Source organism: Streptomyces sp. NPDC005752 (assembly GCF_040630715.1).
Taxonomy (GTDB): domain Bacteria; phylum Actinomycetota; class Actinomycetes; order Streptomycetales; family Streptomycetaceae; genus Streptomyces.
Window position 1 is genome coordinate 81,700 of sequence record NZ_JBEXYB010000005.1, and the last position, 20,465, is coordinate 102,164.

20 protein-coding genes are annotated in these 20,465 nt (G+C 70.6%); 1 reads left to right on the top strand and 19 read right to left on the bottom strand.

Annotation, left to right across the window (positions count from 1 at the left end; all coding sequences use genetic code 11):
* Window positions 1-37 precede the first annotated feature (37 nt).
* The 12 genes from coaBC to pyrR all read right to left on the bottom strand — a co-directional run bounded on the left by coaBC (window position 38) and on the right by pyrR (window position 13,044).
* The gene (gene coaBC / locus ABZ441_RS06140) at window positions 38-1,240 is read right to left on the bottom strand and encodes a bifunctional phosphopantothenoylcysteine decarboxylase/phosphopantothenate--cysteine ligase CoaBC (RefSeq protein ID WP_358968957.1); all 1,203 of its coding nucleotides are present in this window, start codon (window positions 1,238-1,240) and stop codon (window positions 38-40) included.
* Window positions 1,241-1,407: 167 nt separating this feature from the next.
* Complete coding sequence (gene rpoZ, locus ABZ441_RS06145) at window positions 1,408-1,680, bottom strand: DNA-directed RNA polymerase subunit omega (RefSeq protein WP_003970369.1); 273 nt, start codon at window positions 1,678-1,680, stop codon at window positions 1,408-1,410.
* Between the two features lie 100 nt (window positions 1,681-1,780).
* The gene (gene gmk, locus ABZ441_RS06150; protein WP_205021959.1) at window positions 1,781-2,398 is read right to left on the bottom strand and encodes a guanylate kinase; all 618 of its coding nucleotides are present in this window, start codon (window positions 2,396-2,398) and stop codon (window positions 1,781-1,783) included.
* A gap of 38 nt (window positions 2,399-2,436) precedes the next feature.
* Window positions 2,437-2,760 (bottom strand): integration host factor, encoded by a 324-nt coding sequence (locus ABZ441_RS06155; protein WP_018524251.1) that lies wholly within the window; start codon window positions 2,758-2,760, stop codon window positions 2,437-2,439.
* 243 nt (window positions 2,761-3,003) lie between these two features.
* Window positions 3,004-3,843: an orotidine-5'-phosphate decarboxylase gene (gene pyrF / locus ABZ441_RS06160; protein ID WP_358968961.1), complete on the bottom strand. Its 840-nt coding sequence runs from the start codon at window positions 3,841-3,843 to the stop codon at window positions 3,004-3,006.
* Window positions 3,840-4,949, bottom strand: a complete 1,110-nt coding sequence (locus tag ABZ441_RS06165; RefSeq protein WP_358968963.1) for a quinone-dependent dihydroorotate dehydrogenase — start codon at window positions 4,947-4,949, stop codon at window positions 3,840-3,842. Before ABZ441_RS06165 ends, pyrF begins: the two co-directional genes overlap by 4 nt.
* Before the next feature lie 63 nt (window positions 4,950-5,012).
* Window positions 5,013-8,321, bottom strand: coding sequence for a carbamoyl-phosphate synthase large subunit (carB, locus tag ABZ441_RS06170; protein ID WP_358968965.1), 3,309 nt, complete (start codon window positions 8,319-8,321; stop codon window positions 5,013-5,015).
* Complete coding sequence (carA, locus tag ABZ441_RS06175) at window positions 8,314-9,456, bottom strand: glutamine-hydrolyzing carbamoyl-phosphate synthase small subunit (RefSeq protein WP_358968967.1); 1,143 nt, start codon at window positions 9,454-9,456, stop codon at window positions 8,314-8,316. The genes carB and carA overlap by 8 nt, the downstream gene beginning before the upstream one ends.
* Window positions 9,453-10,067, bottom strand: coding sequence for a hypothetical protein (locus ABZ441_RS06180; RefSeq protein ID WP_358968968.1), 615 nt, complete (start codon window positions 10,065-10,067; stop codon window positions 9,453-9,455). Before ABZ441_RS06180 ends, carA begins: the two co-directional genes overlap by 4 nt.
* A complete protein-coding gene (locus ABZ441_RS06185; RefSeq protein WP_358968970.1) occupies window positions 10,064-11,350 on the bottom strand; it encodes a dihydroorotase in 1,287 nt (428 codons plus the stop codon). Before ABZ441_RS06185 ends, ABZ441_RS06180 begins: the two co-directional genes overlap by 4 nt.
* Before the next feature lie 2 nt (window positions 11,351-11,352).
* Complete coding sequence (locus ABZ441_RS06190) at window positions 11,353-12,369, bottom strand: aspartate carbamoyltransferase catalytic subunit (protein WP_358968972.1); 1,017 nt, start codon at window positions 12,367-12,369, stop codon at window positions 11,353-11,355.
* 90 nt (window positions 12,370-12,459) lie between these two features.
* Window positions 12,460-13,044 (bottom strand): bifunctional pyr operon transcriptional regulator/uracil phosphoribosyltransferase PyrR, encoded by a 585-nt coding sequence (pyrR, locus tag ABZ441_RS06195; protein ID WP_358968974.1) that lies wholly within the window; start codon window positions 13,042-13,044, stop codon window positions 12,460-12,462.
* A 221-nt stretch (window positions 13,045-13,265) separates the two neighbouring features.
* Between pyrR and bldD the strand changes: the two genes are divergently transcribed.
* Window positions 13,266-13,766 (top strand): transcriptional regulator BldD, encoded by a 501-nt coding sequence (gene bldD, locus ABZ441_RS06200; RefSeq protein ID WP_014157378.1) that lies wholly within the window; start codon window positions 13,266-13,268, stop codon window positions 13,764-13,766.
* A 179-nt stretch (window positions 13,767-13,945) separates the two neighbouring features.
* On the opposite strand, the gene nusB is transcribed toward bldD, so the two are convergent.
* The 7 genes from nusB to aroC form a co-directional block, all read right to left on the bottom strand.
* Entirely contained in the window at window positions 13,946-14,377 is a 432-nt protein-coding gene (gene nusB / locus ABZ441_RS06205; RefSeq protein WP_358968977.1) for a transcription antitermination factor NusB, read from the bottom strand.
* 2 nt (window positions 14,378-14,379) lie between these two features.
* Window positions 14,380-14,946, bottom strand: a complete 567-nt coding sequence (efp, locus tag ABZ441_RS06210; RefSeq protein ID WP_205021949.1) for an elongation factor P — start codon at window positions 14,944-14,946, stop codon at window positions 14,380-14,382.
* Between the two features lie 74 nt (window positions 14,947-15,020).
* Window positions 15,021-16,127, bottom strand: a complete 1,107-nt coding sequence (locus ABZ441_RS06215; RefSeq protein WP_358968979.1) for a M24 family metallopeptidase — start codon at window positions 16,125-16,127, stop codon at window positions 15,021-15,023.
* Between the two features lie 69 nt (window positions 16,128-16,196).
* Window positions 16,197-17,021, bottom strand: a complete 825-nt coding sequence (locus ABZ441_RS06220) for a Pro-rich N-terminal domain-containing protein (protein WP_358968982.1) — start codon at window positions 17,019-17,021, stop codon at window positions 16,197-16,199.
* Window positions 17,022-17,128: 107 nt separating this feature from the next.
* Window positions 17,129-17,572 carry a type II 3-dehydroquinate dehydratase gene (aroQ, locus tag ABZ441_RS06225; protein WP_205021946.1) on the bottom strand — a complete coding sequence of 148 codons (444 nt, stop codon included), beginning with the start codon at window positions 17,570-17,572 and terminating at the stop codon, window positions 17,129-17,131.
* Entirely contained in the window at window positions 17,569-19,215 is a 1,647-nt protein-coding gene (aroB, locus tag ABZ441_RS06230) for a 3-dehydroquinate synthase (RefSeq protein ID WP_358968984.1), read from the bottom strand. The genes aroQ and aroB overlap by 4 nt, the downstream gene beginning before the upstream one ends.
* On the bottom strand, window positions 19,212-20,396 hold the full coding sequence (gene aroC / locus ABZ441_RS06235; RefSeq protein WP_358968986.1) for a chorismate synthase: 1,185 nt from the start codon (window positions 20,394-20,396) through the stop codon (window positions 19,212-19,214). Before aroC ends, aroB begins: the two co-directional genes overlap by 4 nt.
* Window positions 20,397-20,465: the final 69 nt, after the last annotated feature.

Sequence of the window (20,465 nt, forward strand, 5' to 3'; positions counted from 1 at the left end):
TCGTGAGATCCTCCCGTCGGAGCGGCGCCTACGCAATCTAACGGAAACGTGCCGCCACCAGGTCCCATACGGTGTCGGCGAGTGCTTCCTTGGGTCCGTACGGCACAGCGGTCTCGCTGCCGTCGGCCCCGAGCACCACCGCCTCGTTCTCCTCGGAGCCGAAGGTCTTGCGCTCCCCCACCTCGTTCACGACGAGAAGATCACAGCCCTTGCGGCGCAGTTTCTCCCGGCCGTTGACCAGGACGTCGTCGGTCTCGGCCGCGAATCCGACGACGAGCTGCCCCTGCCGGGCCCGGTCCGCGGCGACCTCGGCGAGGATGTCGGGATTACGGACGAGCTCGACGGGGGCGGGCTCCTGGCCGTCCCTCTTCTTGATCTTCCCCGTCGCGTAGGCGGCGGGCCGGAAGTCGGCGACCGCCGCCGCCATCACCACCACATCGGCGTCGGCCGCCGCCTCCAGCACGGCCTCGCGCAGCTGGAGGGCGGTCCCGGCGCGCACGACGTCGGCGCCCGCGGGGGCGGGGAGCCCCGTGCCGGTCTCGATCAGCGTCACCCGGGCACCGCGTGCGACGGCGGTGCGGGCGAGGGCGTAGCCCTGCTTGCCCGAGGACCGGTTGCCCAGGTAGCGCACCGGGTCGAGCGGCTCACGGGTACCGCCCGCGGTGATGACCACGTGACGGCCGGCGAGGTCGGGGGCACCGGGACCGCGGGTCAGCACGCGTCGGCAGACCTCGAAGATCTCCCCCGGGTCCGGCAGCCTGCCCTTGCCCGTGTCCACACCGGTGAGCCTGCCGACGGCGGGCTCGATGACGACGGCGCCGCGACGGCGGAGGGTGGCCACGTTCTCCTGGGTGGCCGGGTGCTCCCACATCTCGGTGTGCATCGCGGGCGCGAAGACGACCGGACAGCGTGCGGTGAGCAGCGTGTTGGTCAGGAGGTCGTCGGCGAGGCCGTGGGCCGCCTTGGCGAGCATGTCGGCCGTGGCGGGGGCGACGACGACGAGATCGGCCGCCTGGCCGATCCGGACGTGCGGCACCTCGTGCACTCCGTCCCACACCTCGGTCGACACGGGGTTCCCCGAGAGCGCCGACCAGGTGGCAGCCCCGACGAAGTTCAGCGACGCGTCGGTCGGCACGACCCGTACGTCGTGGCCGGACTCGGTCAGCCTGCGCAGCAGCTCGCACGCCTTGTACGCGGCGATGCCCCCGCTGACCCCGAGGACGACCCTCGTCTTCTCCACTGCGTCTCCCCGCACTCGTGTCCCTGCGCACTCGCGTGCGGCCTCGTGACGTACGCACCCCATGCTGCCTCACCGTCCCGGACGCGCTCCGGCGGGTCCGGGGGCGGACACACCACAGGCCCGGCGGACAACGGCCGCCGGGCCTGTGGTGAAGGTGCATCTCCTGCTTACTGCGCGGGGCCCTCGATGGCCTCGGAGGTCAGCAGGCCCGCGTTGATCTCGCGGAGCGCGATCGAGAGCGGCTTCTCGTGCACGTGGGTGTCGACGAGCGGACCGACGTACTCGAGGAGGCCTTCACCGAGCTGCGAGTAGTACGCGTTGATCTGGCGCGCGCGCTTGGCGGCGTAGATCACAAGGCTGTACTTCGAGTCGGTGGCCTCGAGGAGCTCATCAATCGGCGGGTTGATGATGCCCTCGGGCGTGGTGATGGAAGAGGACACTCTCTGCCTTCCGAAGGGGATAGAGATCAAAGAGATCTTTGATCATGCTGGTTCCGCAGTGGTGATGCTCTGCGTCCGCGGAAACGCGGGGACCGTGAGGTCAGTCGTCGGTGCCGCGGAGGCCGGAAGCCTGCAGCATCAACGTTAGCAGCTCGCGGGCCACGTCCTCGACGGAGGTGTTGACGAGCGTGGTGTCGAACTCGGACTCGGCGGCCAGTTCGACCTTCGCCGCCGCGAGCCGGCGCTCGATCACGTCGGGCGACTCCGTTCCGCGTCCGGTGAGCCGGCGCACCAGCTCGTCCCAGCCCGGCGGAGCGAGGAAGACGAGCTGCGCCTCGGGCATCGACTGGCGGACCAGCCGGGCGCCCTGCAGGTCGATCTCCAGCAGCACCGGCTCGCCCGCCTCCAGGCGGTCGAGCACGGCCCGGCGGGGCGTGCCGTAGCGGTTGCCCGCGAACTCGGCCCACTCCAGCAGCTCGCCGTTGGCGATCAGCTTGTCGAACTCCTCGTCGTCGACGAAGAAGTAGTGGACGCCGTTGCGCTCGCCGGGGCGGGGCTTCCGGGTCGTGGCGGACACCGAGAGCCACACCTCGGGGTGAACCTTGCGCATATGAGCGACGACCGTGCTCTTGCCGACCCCTGAGGGGCCGGAGAGCACGGTCAGCCGCGGACGTACGTCCGGGGGTACGGGGGACGTCCCCCGGGATGTTGCAGCCATGGGGCGATTATCCAGGTTCTCAGGAGTGCCTGAGAACCTCAGGCGGCGCTGCCGCCGAACTCACGCTCCAGGGATGCGATCTGGTTGGAGCCAAGACCCCGGACCCGGCGGCTCTCGGAGATGCCGAGCCGCTCCATGATCTGCTTGGCGCGGACCTTGCCCACGCCCGGCAGGGACTCCAGGAGGGCGGAGACCTTCATCTTGCCGATGACGTCGTTCTCCTGGCCCGACTTGATGACCTCATGGAGGGAGGCGCCGGAGTGCTTGAGTCGATTCTTGACCTCGGCCCGCTCCCGGCGAGCCGCGGCGGCCTTTTCGAGCGCGGCTGCGCGCTGTTCAGGGGTAAGGGGCGGAAGAGCCACGCCTACGTCACCTCGGATGTCGATCTGTCGGATACGGACCGGTGAGGAACCTGGTGGCTCCACACCTGGTGAGCAACGGACAACCTGTGCTCGTTGCTCTCGACGGAGACTAGCGGCCAAGGCCGCCTGAGTCAGCGAGAACAGCGGAAAAGTCCTGGTCAGCCTCAACCGACCCGGACATTCAGGTCATAACAACCCGGATTTTCGCTCAGGATTACGTCGACAGGCTGTTACGTGGCATCGTCAGCTTTCCGAGACGGCCGTACGGACTTCGTCCGCGAACCGTCCGGCGGCTTCGCGCAGCCCTGACGCGTCCGGTCCGTGCCGGAGCACGCCCCGGCTCACGCTCGGCACGACGTTGCCCACAGCGGCCCCGAAGACGCGGGGCAGATCCGCGGGGGTCGCGCCCTGGGCACCGATGCCGGGAGCCAGCAGCGGTCCGTTGACCGCCAGGTCGACACCGGCGTCCCCGAGCGTGGCGCCGACCACGGCGCCGACGGAGCCGAGCGGTGTCGCGCCCGCGTTCTCCGCGGCCATGTGGTCGAGCATCACCTGGGCCAGCGACCGGCCGTCCGCGGCGGTGGCGCGCTGGACCTCCGCGCCCTCCGGGTTGGAGGTGAGGGCGAGCACGAAGACGCCCGAGCCGGAGACCGCGGCCGCGTCGAGCGCCGGGCGCAGCGACTCGAAGCCGAGGTACGGCGAGACGGTGACCGCGTCGGAGAACAGCGGCGAGTCCTTGTCGAGGTAGGTGGCGGCGTAGGCGCCCATCGTGGAGCCGATGTCGCCGCGCTTGGCGTCCATGAGGACGAGCGCGCCGGCGGCTCGTGCCTCCGCGACGGCCGTCTCCAGGACCGCGATGCCGCGCGAGCCGAAGCGCTCGAAGAACGCGGACTGCGGCTTGAGCACGGCGACCCGGTCGGCCAGCGCCTCGACGACCGTGCGGGTGAAGCGCTCCAGCCCGGCGATGTCGTCGTTCAGGCCCCAGGAGGTGAGCAGCGAGGCGTGCGGGTCGATGCCGACGCAGAGCGGCCCGCGGGTGTCCATGGCGTGGCGCAGGCGTGCGCCGAAGGGTTCGGGGGTCACCGCACGGCCTTCCGTGTCTCGGCGCCGACGGCTTCGGCGAGGGTGGCGTACGGGGAGGCGGCCAGACGGGCGGCCAGGCCCTTGTGGATCGCCCGGGCGTAGAACGGGCCCTCGTAGACGAAGGCGCTGTAGCCCTGGACGAGCGTGGCGCCGGCCAGGATGCGCTGCCAGGCGTCCTCGGCGTTCTCGATGCCACCGACACCCACCAGGGTGATCCGGGTACCCACGCGTGCGTACAGGCGGCTCAGGACCTCCAGGGAGCGCTCCTTGAGGGGCGCTCCGGAGAGCCCGCCGGTCTCCTGGACCAGGGCGGCGTGGGACTTCAGGCCGAGGCTGTCACGGGCGATGGTGGTGTTGGTGGCGATGATGCCGTCCAGGCCGAGTTCGACGGCGAGGTCGGCGACCGCGTCGACGTCCTCGTTTGCGAGGTCCGGGGCGATCTTGACGAGCAGCGGGACCCGCCGGTCGGTGACGGTGCGGTCCGCGGCCTCGCGCACCGCGCCGAGCAGCGGTCGCAGCGCCTCGGTCGCCTGGAGGTTGCGCAGGCCGGGCGTGTTGGGCGAGGAGACGTTCACCACGAGGTAGTCGGCATGGGCGGCGAGCCGCTCGGTGGACTTCACGTAGTCGCCCACGGCCTCGTCCTCGGGGACGGACTTGGTCTTGCCGATGTTGACGCCGACGGTCGTGCGGAAGACGGGATTGCGGGCGGCGAGCCGCTCGGCGACGGCCGCGGAGCCCTCGTTGTTGAAGCCCATGCGGTTGATCAGCGCCCGGTCCTCGACGAGGCGGAACAGCCGCTTCTTCGGGTTTCCCGGCTGCGGCTCGCCGGTGACCGTGCCGATCTCGATGTGGTCGAAGCCGAGCATGGACATGCCGTCGATCGCGACGGCGTTCTTGTCGAAACCGGCGGCGAGCCCGAAGGGACCGTGCATCCGCAGGCCGAGGGCCTCGGTGCGCAGCTCCTCGTGGCGGGGGGCGAGCGCGGCTGCGGCGAAGGTGCGCAGTACGGGGGTGCGGGCCGCCAGGCGGATCCAACGGAACGCCAGGTAGTGGGCCTGCTCCGGGTCCATCCGCTTGAAGACCAGTCGGAAGAAGAGTTTGTACATCACGGTGTCCTGGTGTCCTCATGAAGAGGGGGACACCGTTTCCGGTGTCCCCCTGTGAGCGTCCTAGTCGCGGGCCGCGGTGAGATGTTCGGCGTGTTCCTGGAGGGAACGTACGCCGACGCCACCGTGGTTGAGCGCGTCGATGCCCTGGACGGCGGCGGCGAGCGCCTGGACCGTCGTCAGGCACGGCACGGCCCTGGCCACGGCGGCGGTACGGATCTCGTAGCCGTCGAGCCGGCCGCCCGTGCCGTACGGGGTGTTGACGATGAGGTCGACCGCGCCCTCGTGGATCAGCTGGACGATGGTCTTCTCACCGGCGGGGCCCTCGCCCTCGGACAGCTTGCGCACGACGGTGGCGTTGATGCCGTTGCGCTTGAGGACCTCGGCGGTTCCGGAGGTGGCGAGCAGCTCGAAGCCGTGGGCGACGAGTTCGCGCGCGGGGAAGATCATCGAGCGCTTGTCGCGGTTGGCGACGGAGATGAAGGCGCGGCCCTTGGTGGGCAGCGGACCGTAGGCGCCCGCCTGCGACTTGGCGTACGCGGTTCCGAACACCGAGTCGATGCCCATGACTTCACCGGTGGAGCGCATCTCCGGACCGAGGACGGTGTCGACGCCGCGGCCGTGGATGTCGCGGAAGCGCGACCACGGCATGACGGCCTCCTTGACGGAGATCGGCGCGTCGAGCGGCAGCGTGCCGCCGTCGCCCCGCTTCGGCAGCAGTCCCTCCGCGCGGAGTTCGGCGATGGTCGCGCCCAGCGAGATGCGTGCGGCGGCCTTCGCGAGCGGCACCGCGGTCGCCTTGGAGGTGAAGGGGACGGTCCGCGAGGCGCGGGGGTTGGCCTCGAGGACGTAGAGGATGTCGCCGGAGAGCGCGAACTGGATGTTGATGAGTCCGCGTACGCCGACGCCCTTGGCGATGCCCTCGGTCGAGGCCCGCAGCCGCTTGATGTCGTAGCCGCCGAGGGTGATCGGGGGCAGTGCGCACGCGGAGTCGCCGGAGTGGATGCCGGCCTCCTCGATGTGCTCCATGACGCCGCCGAGGTAGAGCTCGGTGCCGTCGTAGAGCGCGTCGACGTCGATCTCGATCGCGTCGTCGAGGAAGCGGTCGACCAGGACCGGCCGGGTGGGGCTGATCTCGGTGGACTCGGCGATGTACGAGGAGAGGCGGGTCTCGTCGTAGACGATCTCCATGCCGCGCCCGCCGAGCACGTAGCTGGGCCGTACGAGGACGGGGTAGCCGATCTCGTCGGCGATGGCCTTGGCCTCGTCGAACGTGGTCGCGGTGCCGTGCTTGGGGGCCGGCAGCCCGGCCTCGGCGAGCACCCGGCCGAAGGCGCCGCGGTCCTCGGCGGCGTGGATCGCCTCCGGGGAGGTGCCGACGACCGGCACGCCGTTGTCCTTGAGCGCCTGGGAGAGGCCGAGCGGGGTCTGGCCGCCGAGCTGGACGATGACGCCGGCCACCGGGCCCGCGAGGGTCTCCGCGTGCACGATCTCCAGCACGTCCTCGAGCGTGAGCGGCTCGAAGTACAGGCGGTCGGAGGTGTCGTAGTCGGTGGAGACGGTCTCCGGGTTGCAGTTGACCATCACGGTCTCGTAGCCGGCGTCGCTGAGTGCGAAGGAGGCGTGGACACAGGAGTAGTCGAACTCGATGCCCTGGCCGATGCGGTTCGGACCGGAGCCGAGGATGATCACCGCGGGCCTGGTGCGGGGCGCGACCTCGGTCTCCTCGTCGTAACTGGAGTAGAAGTACGGCGTCCTCGCGGCGAACTCCGCCGCGCAGGTGTCCACCGTCTTGTAGACCGGGCGGATCCCGAGCGCGTGCCGGACCTCGCGCACGACGTCCTCGCGCAGGCCGCGGATCTCGCCGATCTGGGCGTCGGAGAAGCCGTGCCGCTTGGCCTCGGCGAGCAGGTCGGTGTCCAGCCGCTCGGCCGCGGCCAGCTCGTCGGCGATCTCCTTGATCAGGAAGAGCTGGTCGACGAACCAGGGGTCTATCTTCGTGGCGTCGAAGACCTCTTCCTGGGTGGCGCCGGCGCGGATCGCCTGCATCACGGTGTTGATGCGGCCGTCCGTGGGGCGGCCCGCCTCGGCCAGCAGCTCTGCCTTGTCGCCGGTCTCGCCGGTGAAGGCGAACTGCGAGCCCTTCTTCTCCAGGGAGCGCAGGGCCTTCTGCAGGGCCTCGGTGAAGTTTCGGCCGATCGCCATGGCCTCGCCCACCGACTTCATGGTGGTGGTGAGGGTGGAGTCGGCGGACGGGAACTTCTCGAAGGCGAAGCGCGGGGCCTTGACGACGACGTAGTCGAGCGTCGGCTCGAAGGAGGCCGGTGTCTTCTCGGTGATGTCGTTGGGGATCTCGTCGAGCGTGTAACCGACGGCCAGCTTGGCGGCGATCTTCGCGATCGGGAATCCGGTGGCCTTCGAGGCGAGCGCCGAGGAGCGGGAGACGCGCGGGTTCATCTCGATCACGATGATGCGGCCGTCGGCCGGATCGATCGCGAACTGGATGTTGCAGCCGCCGGTGTCGACGCCGACCTCACGGATGATCGCGATGCCGATGTCACGCAGCCGCTGGTACTCACGGTCGGTGAGCGTCATGGACGGGGCGACCGTGATGGAGTCGCCGGTGTGGACGCCCATCGGGTCGAAGTTCTCGATGGAGCAGACCACCACGACGTTGTCGTTCCTGTCGCGCATCAGCTCCAGCTCGTACTCCTTCCAGCCGAGGATGGACTCCTCCAGGAGCACCTCGGTGGTGGGCGAGAGCGTGAGGCCCTGCCCGGCGATGCGGCGCAGTTCCTCCTCGTCGTGGGCGAAGCCGGAACCGGCACCGCCCATGGTGAAGGAGGGCCGGACGACGACGGGGTAGCCGCCGAGGGTGCCGACGCCGGCGATGACGTCGTCCATGGTGTGGCAGATGACGGAGCGGGCGGACTCGCCGTGCCCGATCTTCGCCTTGACGGCCTCGACGACTCCCTTGAAGAGGTCGCGGTCCTCGCCCTTGTTGATGGCCTCGACGTTGGCGCCGATGAGCTCGACACCGTACTTCTCCAGGACACCGTTCTCGTGCATGGAGATCGCGGTGTTGAGCGCGGTCTGGCCGCCCAGGGTCGGGAGCAGGGCGTCGGGGCGCTCCTTGGCGATGATCTTCTCGACGAACTCGGGGGTGATCGGCTCGACATACGTGGCGTCGGCGATCTCCGGGTCGGTCATGATCGTCGCCGGGTTGGAGTTCACCAGGATGACGCGCAGCCCCTCGGCCTTGAGCACGCGGCATGCCTGGGTACCGGAGTAGTCGAACTCTGCGGCCTGCCCGATGACGATCGGGCCGGAGCCGATGACCAGGACGGACTGGATATCGGAGCGCTTAGGCACGCTGGCCCTCCATCAGGGTGACGAAACGGTCGAAAAGGTATGCGGCGTCGTGCGGGCCCGCGGCTGCTTCGGGATGGTACTGGACGCTGAACGCCGGCTGGTCGAGCAACTGGAGCCCCTCGACCACCTGATCGTTCAGGCACACGTGGGAGACCTCGGCGCGGCCGAACTCGGTGTCGGAGACCTTGTCGAGCGGGGCGTCGACGGCGAAGCCGTGGTTGTGCGCGGTGACCTCGACCTTGCCGGTCGTGCGGTCCTGCACGGGCTGGTTGATGCCCCGGTGGCCGTACTTCAGCTTGTAGGTGCCGAAGCCGAGCGAGCGGCCGAGGATCTGGTTGCCGAAGCAGATGCCGAAGAGCGGGGTCTTCCGCTCCAGGACACCCTTCATGAGGGCGACGGGGTGGTCGGCGGTGGACGGGTCGCCGGGGCCGTTGGAGAAGAACACGCCGTCGGGCTTCACCGCGTACACCTCCTCCAGGGTGGCGGTCGCGGGCAGCACGTGCACCTCGATGCCGCGCTCGGCCATGCGGTGCGGGGTCATGCCCTTGATGCCGAGGTCGATCGCCGCGACGGTGTACTTCCTGGTGCCGACCGCGGGGACGACGTACGTCTCCTTGGTGGCGACCTCGGCAGCGAGGTCGGCACCGGCCATCTCGGCGGTCTGGCGCACCTTGGCGAGCAGTACGCCCTCGTCCTCGAGGGCGTTCCCGGAGAAGATGCCGACGCGCATCGCGCCGCGCTCGCGCAGGTGGCGGGTGAGCGCGCGGGTGTCGATGCCGCTGATGCCGACGACGCCCTGGCTCGCGAGCTCCTCGTCCAGCGAGCGGCGGGAGCGCCAGTTGGAGGGAACCCGGGCGGGGTCGCGCACGACGTAGCCGGAGACCCAGATCCGCTTCGACTCGGGGTCCTCGTCGTTCACGCCGGTGTTCCCGACGTGCGGGGCGGTCATGACGACGACCTGGCGGTGGTACGAGGGGTCGGTGAGCGTTTCCTGGTAGCCGGTCATACCGGTGGAGAACACCGCCTCGCCGAAGGTCTCCCCCACGGCCCCGTAGGCGCGGCCGCGGAAGGAGCGGCCGTCCTCCAGGACGAGTACGGCGGGAGCCTTTCCGGCTCCCCGGGTGGAGATCGTCATCGTGCGGTGCCTTCCGTCGGGCTGGTGGTGGTGCTGGTGAGGTGGTCGCCGGCCGTACCGGCGAGGTGGTTGACCGCGTCGACCCACGCCTGGTGCTCCGCGGCGTGGTCGGAGCGGAAACCCGAGTCGATCAGCTGGTCGCCGTGCGCCCAGGTGATGACCAGCAGGCCGCCCTCGGGCAGGACCTTGCCGGCGAGCGCCTTGTCGAGCCTGGCCTCGCGCAGTGAGGCGGCCGGTACGAAGAAGTCGGCCGCCCCGGGGCGTACGACGTCGAGGCCCTGCCCGTTGAGGGTCAGCTCGACGCGGCTGCGGGTGCCCAGGCCGTGGGCGACGATCCGGTCGAGCCACTGCCCGGCTGTGGTCGAGGCGTGGTAGCGGCCGGTCAGTGTGAGCAGGGTCTCGCCGTCCGTGAACCCCTCCGGGGTGGCGGGGAGCTCCGGGAGTCCGGACTGGAGGCTTCCGCGCCACTTCCATCCCTGGCGCATCAGCCAGTAGACGAAGGCGATGAAGACGAGCAGTCCGACGACCCAGCTGATGCGGGCGGACCAGTCCGTCACGTCGGCCGACTTCTGCTCGGCGGCCAGTAGGTACAGGGAGTTGAGAGTTGTCACGCGAGCTTCCCGTCGACGACCGTGGCACGGCCCCGCAGGAAGGTGTGGGTCACTCGGCCCGGCAGCTCACGACCCTTGTAGGGGGTGTTGCGGCTGCGGGAGGCGAAGCCCGCGGGGTCCACAGTTCCACGGTATGCCGGATCGACCAGGGTGAGGTTGGCGGGCTCACCCGCCGAGACGGGCCGGCCGTGTCCTTCCAGCCTGCCGATGGCCGCGGGGCGCAGCGACATGCGGTCGGCGACGCCCGCCCAGTCGAGGAGCCCGGTGTCCACCATCGTCTGCTGGACCACGGAGAGCGCGGTCTCCAGGCCCACCATCCCCATGGCGGCGGCGGCCCACTCGCAGTCCTTGTCCTCGTGCGGGTGCGGGGCGTGGTCGGTGGCCACGCAGTCGATGGTCCCGTCGGCGAGCGCCTCGCGCAGGGCGGTGACGTCGGCCTCGGTGCGCAGCGGCGGGTTCACCTTGTAGACCGGGTCGTAGGTCCGTACGAGCTCGTCGGTGAGCAGGAGGTGGTGCGGGGTGACCTCGGCGGTGACGTTCCAGCCCTTGGACTTGGCCCAGCGCACGATCTCCACGGAGCCGGCCGTCGACAGGTGGCAGATGTGCACCCGTGAGCCGACGTGGGCGGCGAGGAGCACGTCGCGGGCGATGACCGACTCCTCGGCGACGGCGGGCCAGCCGCCGAGACCGAGCTCGGCCGAGACGACGCCCTCGTTCATCTGGGCGCCCTCGGTGAGGCGGGGCTCCTGGGCGTGCTGGGCCACGACACCGTCGAAGGCCTTCACGTACTCCAGCGCGCGGCGCATGATCACGGCGTCGTCGACGCACTTGCCGTCGTCGGAGAAGACCTTCACACCGGCGGCGGAGTCGTGCATGGCGCCGAGCTCGGCGAGCTGCTTGCCCTCCAGGCCGACGGTGACGGCGCCGACGGGCTGCACGTCGCAGTAGCCGGACTCCTTGCCGAGCCGCCAGACCTGCTCGACGACCCCGGCGGTGTCGGCGACGGGGAAGGTGTTGGCCATGGCGTGGACGGCGGTGAAGCCGCCGATCGCGGCCGCCTTGGTCCCGGTGAGGACGGTCTCGGAGTCCTCGCGTCCGGGCTCGCGCAGGTGGGTGTGCAGGTCGACGAGACCGGGCAGCAGGATCTGGCCGGCCGCGTCGATCACGGTGGCGTCGCCCGCCTCGATGCCGGTGCCGACCTCGGCCACGGTCTCGCCGTCGATGAGGACGTCCCTCGGCTCGCCGCCGAGGATCTTCGCACCGCGGATCAGGATCTTGCTCATGGTTACTTGTTCTCCTCGGTACGGGCGGCGGCGGACGGCAGGGCGGTCTCGGAACCGCCCAGCAGCAGGTACAGGACGGCCATGCGGGTGGAGACGCCGTTCGCGACCTGTTCGACGGCGGTGCAGCGGTCGGAGTCCGCGACCTCGGCCGTGATCTCCATGCCGCGGACCATCGGGCCGGGGTGCATCACGATGGCGTGTTCCGGCATCCGGGCCATGCGTTCGCCGTCCAGGCCGTAGCGGCGGGAGTACTCACGCTCGGTCGGGAAGTAGGCGGCGTTCATCCGCTCTCGCTGCACACGGAGCATCATGACCGCGTCCGACGTGGGCAGCACGTCGTCGAGGCGGTAGCTGACGTCGCAGGGCCACTGCTCGACCCCGACCGGGACCAGGGTCGGCGGGGCCACCAGGGTGACGTGCGCGCCGAGTGTGTGCAGCAGGTGGACGTTGGAGCGGGCCACCCGGCTGTGCAGGATGTCGCCGACGACGGTGATCCGGCGGCCTTCGAGGTCGCGGCCGATCCCCGCGTCGGGCCCGACCAGCCGGCGGCGCATCGTGAACGCGTCGAGCAGTGCCTGGGTGGGGTGCTCGTGCGTGCCGTCACCGGCGTTGACGACCGCGCTGTCGATCCAGCCCGACGTGGCGAGCCGGTACGGGGCACCGGAGGCGCCGTGCCGGATGACGACGGCGTCGGCGCCCATGGCCTCCAGGGTGAGGGCCGTGTCCTTGAGCGACTCGCCCTTGGAGACCGACGAGCCCTTCGCGGAGAAGTTGATGACATCGGCGGAGAGCCGCTTGGCGGCGGCCTCGAAGGAGATCCGTGTCCGGGTCGAGTCCTCGAAGAAAAGGTTGACGACCGTTCGTCCACGAAGGGTGGGAAGCTTCTTGATCGGCCGGTCCGCGACCCGCGCCATCTCCTCGGCGGTGTCGAGGATCAGTACGGCGTCGTCGCGGGTGAGGTCTGCGGCCGAGATGAGGTGACGGGGTGTCCGGGGGGTGTCCCCGTGAGGGCGCAGCATCTGGGGGTCTCCGTGAAGGGTGGAGGGATCAGGCAGGCGGGCGTGCGGAAGCAGCCGTGCGACCGGTGGGGCGCACGGGACGGGACTCGGCTACTGCTCGCCTGCCGGGACGGTCTGCTTGACGCCGAGCAGCACGGCGTCGCGGCCGTCCTCCTCGGCGAGCTGGACCCTGACCGTCTCCCGCAGCGACGTGGGGAGGTTCTTGCCGACGTAGTCGGCGCGGATCGGGAGTTCGCGGTGGCCGCGGTCGACGAGGACCGCGAGCTGCACGGCGCGTGGCCGGCCGATGTCGCCGAGCGCGTCGAGTGCGGCGCGGATCGTGCGGCCGGAGAAGAGGACGTCGTCCACCAGCACGACGAGACGGCCTTCGATTCCCTCACCGGGGATCTCGGTGCGTCCGATGGCACGTGCGGGACGCATCCGCAGATCGTCGCGGTACATGGTGATGTCGAGTGACCCGACCGGCGTCTTCCGGCCGGTGATCTCTTCGAGCTTTCCGGCGAGCCGGTCGGCGAGGAAGACTCCTCGTGTCGGGATACCGAGGAGCACCACGTCGTCGGCGCCCCTGGCGCGTTCGACGATCTCGTGGGCGATTCGGGTCAGTACCCGGGCGATGTCGGGAGCCTCGAGAACGGGGCGTGCCGCATTGCCGGTGTGGTCATGCTGTGCGTCCATAAGAAACGGACCTCCTTCTCCGCCTCACCGGACGGACGTTAAAGGACGTCGAAATTGCGTCATCCACGTTACCAGGGCTTGCGCGAGACCCTGGCCCCGCCCCCAGGAGGTGGCAGCCCGCCCCTTTCGGCTTGACGCAGCCAAGTAACGCTGCGTAACCTCACAGTGAGTTACCAGCCACGCGGCCCAGCCGCAGAATGTTCCAGCGTCCGGGGAGCCTTATGTCCAGCGAATACGCAAAGCAGCTCGGGGCCAAGCTCCGCGCCATCCGCACCCAGCAGGGCCTCTCCCTCCACGGCGTGGAGGAGAAGTCACAGGGTCGCTGGAAGGCCGTCGTGGTCGGCTCCTACGAGCGCGGCGACCGCGCCGTGACCGTGCAGCGCCTTGCCGAGCTGGCCGACTTCTACGGCGTCCCGGTACAGGAGCTCCTGCCCGGCACGACCCCCGGTGGTGCCGCCGAGCCGCCGCCGAAGCTGGTCCTCGACCTCGAGCGCCTCGCCCACGTGCCGCCGGAGAAGGCCGGACCGCTGCAGCGTTACGCGGCGACGATCCAGAGCCAGCGCGGCGACTACAACGGCAAGGTGCTGTCGATCCGCCAGGACGACCTGCGCACCCTGGCCGTGATCTACGACCAGTCGCCGTCCGTGCTCACGGAGCAGCTGATCAGCTGGGGTGTGCTGGACGCCGACGCTCGCCGCGCGGTGGCGCACGACGAGGGCTGACCAGCCCCGCACAGAGACGTACCGCCGGGCCGGCGGGGGCATCGACGCCCCCCGCCGGCCCGGCTTTTTTCACGGGCCGGCCGCCTTTCGGCGGTCGGGTACGCCGAAGGGCCCACGGTCGCTGGAAAACGCCCCTCGACCGTGGGCCCTTCGTTCGGCTCAACGCCGCCGGAGGCTGTTCACTGCTCCCGGCGGAGGTTCGGCTTGAGGTCCTTGAACCGGGCCAGCAGGCCGTTCACGAAGGCCGGGGAGTCGTCCGTGGAGAACTCCTTGGCGAGCTGGACGGCCTCGTCGATCACCACGGCGTCCGGAGTCGAATCCATCCAGATCAGCTCGTAGGCGCCGAGCCGCAGGATGTTCCGGTCGACGACCGGCATGCGGTCGATCTCCCAGTCCACGGCATAGGTGATGATGAGGTCGTCGATGCGGTCCGCGTACTGCGCGTACCCCTCGACCAGCTCCATCGTGAACTCACCGACCGGCGGCTGACGGTCGTCGGTCCGCGAGAGCCGTACCCAGTCCGCGAGGACCGTCTGCACGGACTGACCGCGCTGGTCGGCCTCGAAGAGGATCTGGAAGGCGCGCTTGCGGGCCTTGTTCCGGGCAGCCACGGTTAGCTGTTCACCCGGCCGAGGTAGTCGCCCGTGCGGGTGTCGACCTTGATCTTCTCGCCGGTGGTGATGAAGAGCGGGACGCCGATCTCGTAACCGGTCTCCAGGGTGGCGGGCTTGCTTCCACCGGTGGAGCGGTCGCCCTGCACACCCGGGTCGGTGTGCTGGATGGTCAGCTCGACAGCGGCGGGCAGCTCGACGTAGAGCACCTCGCCCTCGTGCTGGGCGACGGAGGCGGTGAAACCCTCGATCAGGAAGTTGGCGGCGTTGCCGACGGCCTTGCGGTCGACCATGAGCTGGTCGTACGTGTTCATGTCCATGAAGACGAAGTACTCGCCGTCCATGTACGAGAACTGCATGTCGCGGCGGTCGATGGTGGCCGTCTCGACCTTCACACCGGCGTTGAACGTCTTGTCGACGACCTTGCCGGAGAGCACGTTCTTGAGCTTGGTGCGCACGAAGGCGGGGCCCTTGCCGGGCTTGACGTGCTGGAACTCGACGACGGACCAGAGCTGGCCTCCGTCGAGCTTGAGCACCAGGCCGTTCTTGAGGTCGTTCGTGGAAGCCACGGTTGCGGAATCTCCTGGACTGAAGCTGGTGGACGACCGAGGATGCGCGCCGGAGTCCCCCGCGAGGAGTTCTCCTAGAGCGCGAGCAGCTCCTTGGTCGTAATGGTGAGTAGCTCGGGTCCGCCGTCCGCCTCGGGGCGCACGACGAGCGTGTCATCGATCCGGACACCGCCCCGGCCCGGGAGGTGGACCCCCGGTTCGACGGTGACCGGCACGCAAGCGTCCAGTTTACCCATGGCCGTCGGTGCCAACTGCGGGTGCTCGTCGATTTCGAGTCCGACCCCGTGCCCGGTGCTGGGCTGGAGGCCCTCCGAATGACCCGCCGAGTCCAGGAGATGGCGGGCCGCGCGGTCCACTTCGCGGTAGGCGGCACCGGGGAGGAGAGCCTCCCGTCCGGCCCGCTGAGCGGCGAAAACGAGGTCGTAGAGCTCGATCTGCCAGTCCGCGGGGCTCGTCCCGATGACGAACGTCCGGCCGATCTCGCAGCGGTATCCGCGGTAGTTCGCCCCCAGGCAGACGGAAAGGAAATCACCTTCCTCGACCCTGCGGTCGGTGGGCCTGTGGCGGCCCCGGCCCGAGTTGGGGCCCGTTCCCACGGATGTGGCGAAGGCCGGACCGTCCGCGCCGTGGTCCACCAGCCGGCGCTCCAGCTCCAGGGCCAGGTGGCGTTCGGTGCGGCCCACGAGGATGGATTCGAGGAGTTCGCCGAGCGCCTGGTCGGTGATCTCGGCGGCGATCCGCAGACAGGCGATCTCCTCCTCGTCCTTCACCAGGCGGAGCTGCTCCACGGTGCTGCCCAGGTCCCGCAGGCGCACGCGCGGGGCCACGGAGCTCATGGCGCGGTGGCGGGAGACGGTCAGATCGTGTTCCTCGACCGCCAGGGACTCGGCGTGCAGCCCGCCGGCGAGTCCGGCCGCGGCTACGACCGGGTCGCCGTCGGCATCGGGAAGGACGGTCAGCCGGAGCTGGTCGTCGGGGCGCCCGTGTGCGGGGTCCCCGGTCGGTGCGCGGGGGCAGAGCAGGACGTCCTCGCCGGGGCCCAGCAGCAGCACGGCGCCCGGCGGGGCACCGCCCGCGAGATAGCGGACGTTGGCGGGGCGGGAGACCAGGGCGGCCGCGGATCCGGCGGCGGCGTACCGGTCACGCAGCAGCCCGCGTCGGACGGCGTACACCTCTGACATGCCCCGAGCCTACGAGCGCGGGCCGGGCCCCGCCCGGTCAGCGCACCCGGCCGGGAACCGTGCGGGGCACTACCAGGCCGGGGGGCTGGCTATGGAGCGGGCCAGGACGTCGTCCAGGACGCGCGCGGTCGTCTCCACGTCGTAGGTGGAGTTGTCGATGATCGGCAGGCCGGAGCCGTACCAGCCGGCCATCCGGCCGTGGATCCGGGCGACCTCCTCGTCGGAGAGCCTGCGATTCCCGCTGCGTGCGGCGTTGCGCTCCAGGACGACCTCCAGACCGGGCAGGAGGACCACGGGCAGCAGTCCCGGGCCCACATGGCGCTTCCAGCCTCCGAGGCCGACGACGGGGCGGTCGGGGAAGACCGCGTCGTCGAGGATGCAGGAGATGCCGTTGGCCAGGAAATTACGGGCGGCGAAGCCGCAGGTGCGCCGGGCGAGGCGGTACTGGGCCTCGGAGTGGTCGTTCCATCCGGCCTGCGGGTCGGCGAAGCCGGAGCAGACCCACTCGCGCACGTCGTCCAGGGACACATGCGCCGTGGGAACCCTGCGGCGGCCGGCCCAGAGCTTGGCCACCGTGGTCTTGCCCGCTCCGGCGGGGCCGATCAGCAGCACGGCCAGGGTCGCGGCGCCGGTGCCCGGTTCGGCATGCGGCGCGGGCAGCGGGACGGGACCGCCGGGCGGGAGCTGGATGTGCCCGGTCGTCTCCCGGGAGGGCGGGACGGGCGCCTGCTGCGGCGCGGGGGGCTGGGGCTGCGGCGTCCCGGACCCGGATGCCGTGGGCACGGGAGGCGGCCCCGCCGGGCCGGGATGGTCTGAGTGCTGGGCCTGGTGCGTCCACGGTCCGACTCCTGGACCCTGGGGCGGCGGCAGCGGGGCCCCCACTGCGTGCTGCATCCGGTGGCACTCCGTCTCGTACAGGCAACTGGCGCTGGTCGACGGCAACCGTACCTTCCCCGGCCGCCATGCGGTGAACGGGCGGGGAAGGTCCGAAGTGCCCGGTGTCAGTCCGTCAGTTCGTCGGCCAGGGCACGCAGGGCGAGCCGGTAGGAGCCGATGCCGAAGCCCGCCACCGTGCCGGTGGCCACCGGGGCGACCACCGAGGTGTGGCGGAACTCCTCCCGCGCGTACGGGTTCGAGATGTGCACCTCGATCAGCGGGGCGGTGCGCTGGGCTGCCGCGTCCCGCATTCCGTACGAATAGTGCGTGAAGGCACCCGGGTTGAGGACGACCGGGACCGAGCCGTCCGCCGCCTCGTGGAGCCAGCGGATCAGCTCGCCCTCGTCGTTGGTCTCGCGGACCTCGACGTCGAAACCGAGCTCCTTGCCGAGGGCCTGGCACGCGTCGACGAGGCCGGCGTAGGACGTGGCCCCGTACACGTCGGGCTCGCGGGAGCCGAGCCGTCCGAGGTTGGGTCCGTTGAGCACGAGGACCCTGCGGGCCGTCACGCGGAGACCTCCCCGAAGGCGGCGAGCAGGACGGCCGGGTCGGGACCCTCCAGCACGGTGGGCCTGCCGATGCCGTCCAGGACGATGAAGCGCAGCAGGTCGCCGCGGGACTTCTTGTCGACCTTCATGTTCTCCAGGAGCTTGGGCCACTGGTCGCCGCGGTAGGTGAGCGGCAGCCCGACGGACTCCAGGACGGCGCGGTGCCGGTCGGCGGTGGCGTCGTCGAGGCGTCCCGCGAGGCGGCCCAGCTCGGCGGCGAAGACCATACCGACCGAGACGGCGGCGCCGTGACGCCACTTGTAGCGCTCGTTCTTCTCGATGGCGTGCGCCAGCGTGTGCCCGTAGTTGAGGATCTCCCTCAGGCCGGACTCCTTGAGATCGCTGCCGACGACCTCGGCCTTGACCCGGATGGAGCGCTCGATCAGCTCCGCGGTGTGCGGTCCGGCGGGCGTACGAGCGCCCTGGGGGTCGGCCTCGACGAGGTCGAGGATGACCGGGTCGGCGATGAAGCCGGCCTTGATGATCTCGGCCATGCCGGAGACGTAGTCGTGGACCGGCAGCGAGTCGAGCGCGGCGAGGTCGCAGAGCACACCGGTCGGCGGGTGGAAGGCGCCGACGAGGTTCTTGCCCTCCGCGGTGTTGATGCCGGTCTTGCCTCCGACCGCCGCGTCGACCATGGCGAGCACGGTCGTCGGTACGGCGATCCAGCGCACCCCGCGCAGCCAGGACGCGGCGACGAAGCCCGCGACGTCGGTCGTGGCGCCACCTCCGACACCGATGATGACGTCGGTGCGGGTGAACCCGGTCTGGCCGAGCGCCTTCCAGCAGTAGGCGGCGACCTCGACGGTCTTGGCCTCCTCGGCGTTGGGCAGCTGGATCGCGATGGCCTCGTACCCCTGGGCGGCGAGGTCCTCACGGACGGCCTCACCGGTCTCGGCGAGGGCCTCGGGGTGCAGGACGGCGACCCGCTTGGCTCCGTCACCGATGAGGTTCGGCAGCTCACCGAGGAGCTGACGGCCGACGAGCACCTCGTACGGGTCGGTGCCCGCCGTGCCGGGGATCTGGATGCGCGTGGTGCCCTGCTCGGTCATGCGTGTGTTCTCCCGGCCGGGCGGCGCGGCGTCGACCGTGCGCTCCGGCAGTTCCGTTGCGTCGAGGATCGCCCGGGCGACCTCTTCGGGGGTGCGTGCGTCGGTGGCGACGGTGACGGTGGCCACCTCTTCGTAGAGCGGGCGCCGCGCGTCCATGAGCTCGCGCCACTGCCGTCGCGGGTTGACCGCCAGGAGGGGGCGGGCCGTGTTGAGACCGACCCTCCGGACCGCCTCGTCCACGTCCATGGAGAGGTAGACCACCGGCCGGCCGGCGAGCAGGGCGCGGGTCTCCGCGTCGAGCACGGCGCCGCCACCGAGGGCGAGGACGCCCGTGTGCCCGGCGATCGCGTCCCGCACGGCCTGTCGTTCGAGGGCGCGGAAGCGTTCCTCGCCCTCGTCGAAGAAGATCTCGGGAATCGCCTTGCCTGCCGCGGTCACGACGTCCGCGTCGGTGTCCCGGTAGGAGGTGCCCAGGCGTTCGGCGAGCAGCTCGCCCACCGTGGACTTGCCCACTCCCATCGGACCGACCAGGACGATCAGGGGGCCGCTCACCGGATCTGGAGGTGGGAGAGGTACGACTGCACGTTGCGGTGGGTCTCGGCGACGCTGTCGCCGCCGAACTTCTCCGCGACCGCGTCGGCCAGCACCAGGGCGACCATCGCCTCGGCGACGATCCCGGCGGCCGGAACGGCGCACACGTCGGAACGCTGGTGGTGGGCCTTGGTCGCCTCACCGGTGACGACGTCGACCGTGGCGAGCGCGCGGGGCACCGTGGCGATCGGCTTCATCGCGGCCCGGACGCGCAGCAGCTCACCGGTGGTCAGTCCGCCCTCGGTGCCGCCGGCGCGGCCGGAGGTGCGCCGGATCCCGTCCTCGGTGGCCACGATCTCGTCGTGGGCCTTGGAGCCCGGCACCCGGGCGAGGTCGAAGCCGTCCCCGACCTCGACGCCCTTGATGGCCTGGATGCCCATCAGCGCGGCGGCGAGCCGGGCGTCGAGCCTGCGGTCCCAGTGCACGTGCGAACCGAGTCCGACCGGGACGCCGTACGCCAGTACCTCGACAACCCCGCCGAGCGTGTCGCCGTCCTTGTGGGCCTGGTCGATCTCCGCGACCATCGCCTTCGACGCGTCGGTGTCCAGGCAGCGCACGGGGTCGGCGTCGAGCCTCCCGACGTCGGAGGGCTTCGGGTGGACGCCGTAGGGCGCCTTGGCCGAGGCGAGCTCGACGACGTGGGAGACGATCTCGATGCCCGCGGTCTCCTTGAGGTAGGAGCGGGCGACGGCACCGAGGGCCACACGGGCCGCGGTCTCCCGGGCGCTGGCGCGCTCCAGGACCGGCCTGGCCTCGTCGAAGCCGTACTTCTGCATCCCGGCCAGGTCGGCGTGTCCCGGCCTGGGGCGGGTCAGCGGGGCGTTACGGGCCTGCGCGTCCAGCACCTCGGGGTCGACCGGGTCGGCCGACATGACCTGCTCCCACTTGGGCCATTCGGTGTTGCCGACCATGACCGCGACGGGCGAGCCCATGGTCAGGCCGTGCCGGACGCCGCCGAGGAAGGTGACCTCGTCCCTCTCGAACTTCATCCGGGCGCCGCGCCCGTAACCGAGCCGTCGCCTGGCGAGCGCGTCCGCCACCATCTCCGTGGTGACGGGGATACCGGCGGGAAGACCCTCCAGCGTCGCCACCAGTGCGGGGCCGTGCGACTCTCCGGCGGTCAGCCAGCGCAACCTGCTCAACGGTGCTCCTCATGCTCGCGCCTGTAACTGCGACGGCGCGACCGGGTGCGCGGCCCTGGCCCGCCATGT

What these genes read in the sequence shown, in the direction of transcription:
- gmk (WP_205021959.1), bottom strand. Translation starts at nt 2,398, where the DNA reads ATGGCTGCAACATCCCGGGGGACGTCCCCCGTACCCCCGGACGTACGT.
- ABZ441_RS06165 (WP_358968963.1), bottom strand. Translation starts at nt 4,949, where the DNA reads ATGTACAAACTCTTCTTCCGACTGGTCTTCAAGCGGATGGACCCGGAG.
- carA (WP_358968967.1), bottom strand. Translation starts at nt 9,456, where the DNA reads ATGACGATCTCCACCCGGGGAGCCGGAAAGGCTCCCGCCGTACTCGTC.
- ABZ441_RS06185 (WP_358968970.1), bottom strand. Translation starts at nt 11,350, where the DNA reads ATGAGCAAGATCCTGATCCGCGGTGCGAAGATCCTCGGCGGCGAGCCG.
- ABZ441_RS06190 (WP_358968972.1), bottom strand. Translation starts at nt 12,369, where the DNA reads ATGCTGCGCCCTCACGGGGACACCCCCCGGACACCCCGTCACCTCATC.
- pyrR (WP_358968974.1), bottom strand. Translation starts at nt 13,044, where the DNA reads ATGGACGCACAGCATGACCACACCGGCAATGCGGCACGCCCCGTTCTC.
- bldD (WP_014157378.1), top strand. Translation starts at nt 13,266, where the DNA reads ATGTCCAGCGAATACGCAAAGCAGCTCGGGGCCAAGCTCCGCGCCATC.
- ABZ441_RS06215 (WP_358968979.1), bottom strand. Translation starts at nt 16,127, where the DNA reads ATGTCAGAGGTGTACGCCGTCCGACGCGGGCTGCTGCGTGACCGGTAC.
- ABZ441_RS06220 (WP_358968982.1), bottom strand. Translation starts at nt 17,021, where the DNA reads ATGCAGCACGCAGTGGGGGCCCCGCTGCCGCCGCCCCAGGGTCCAGGA.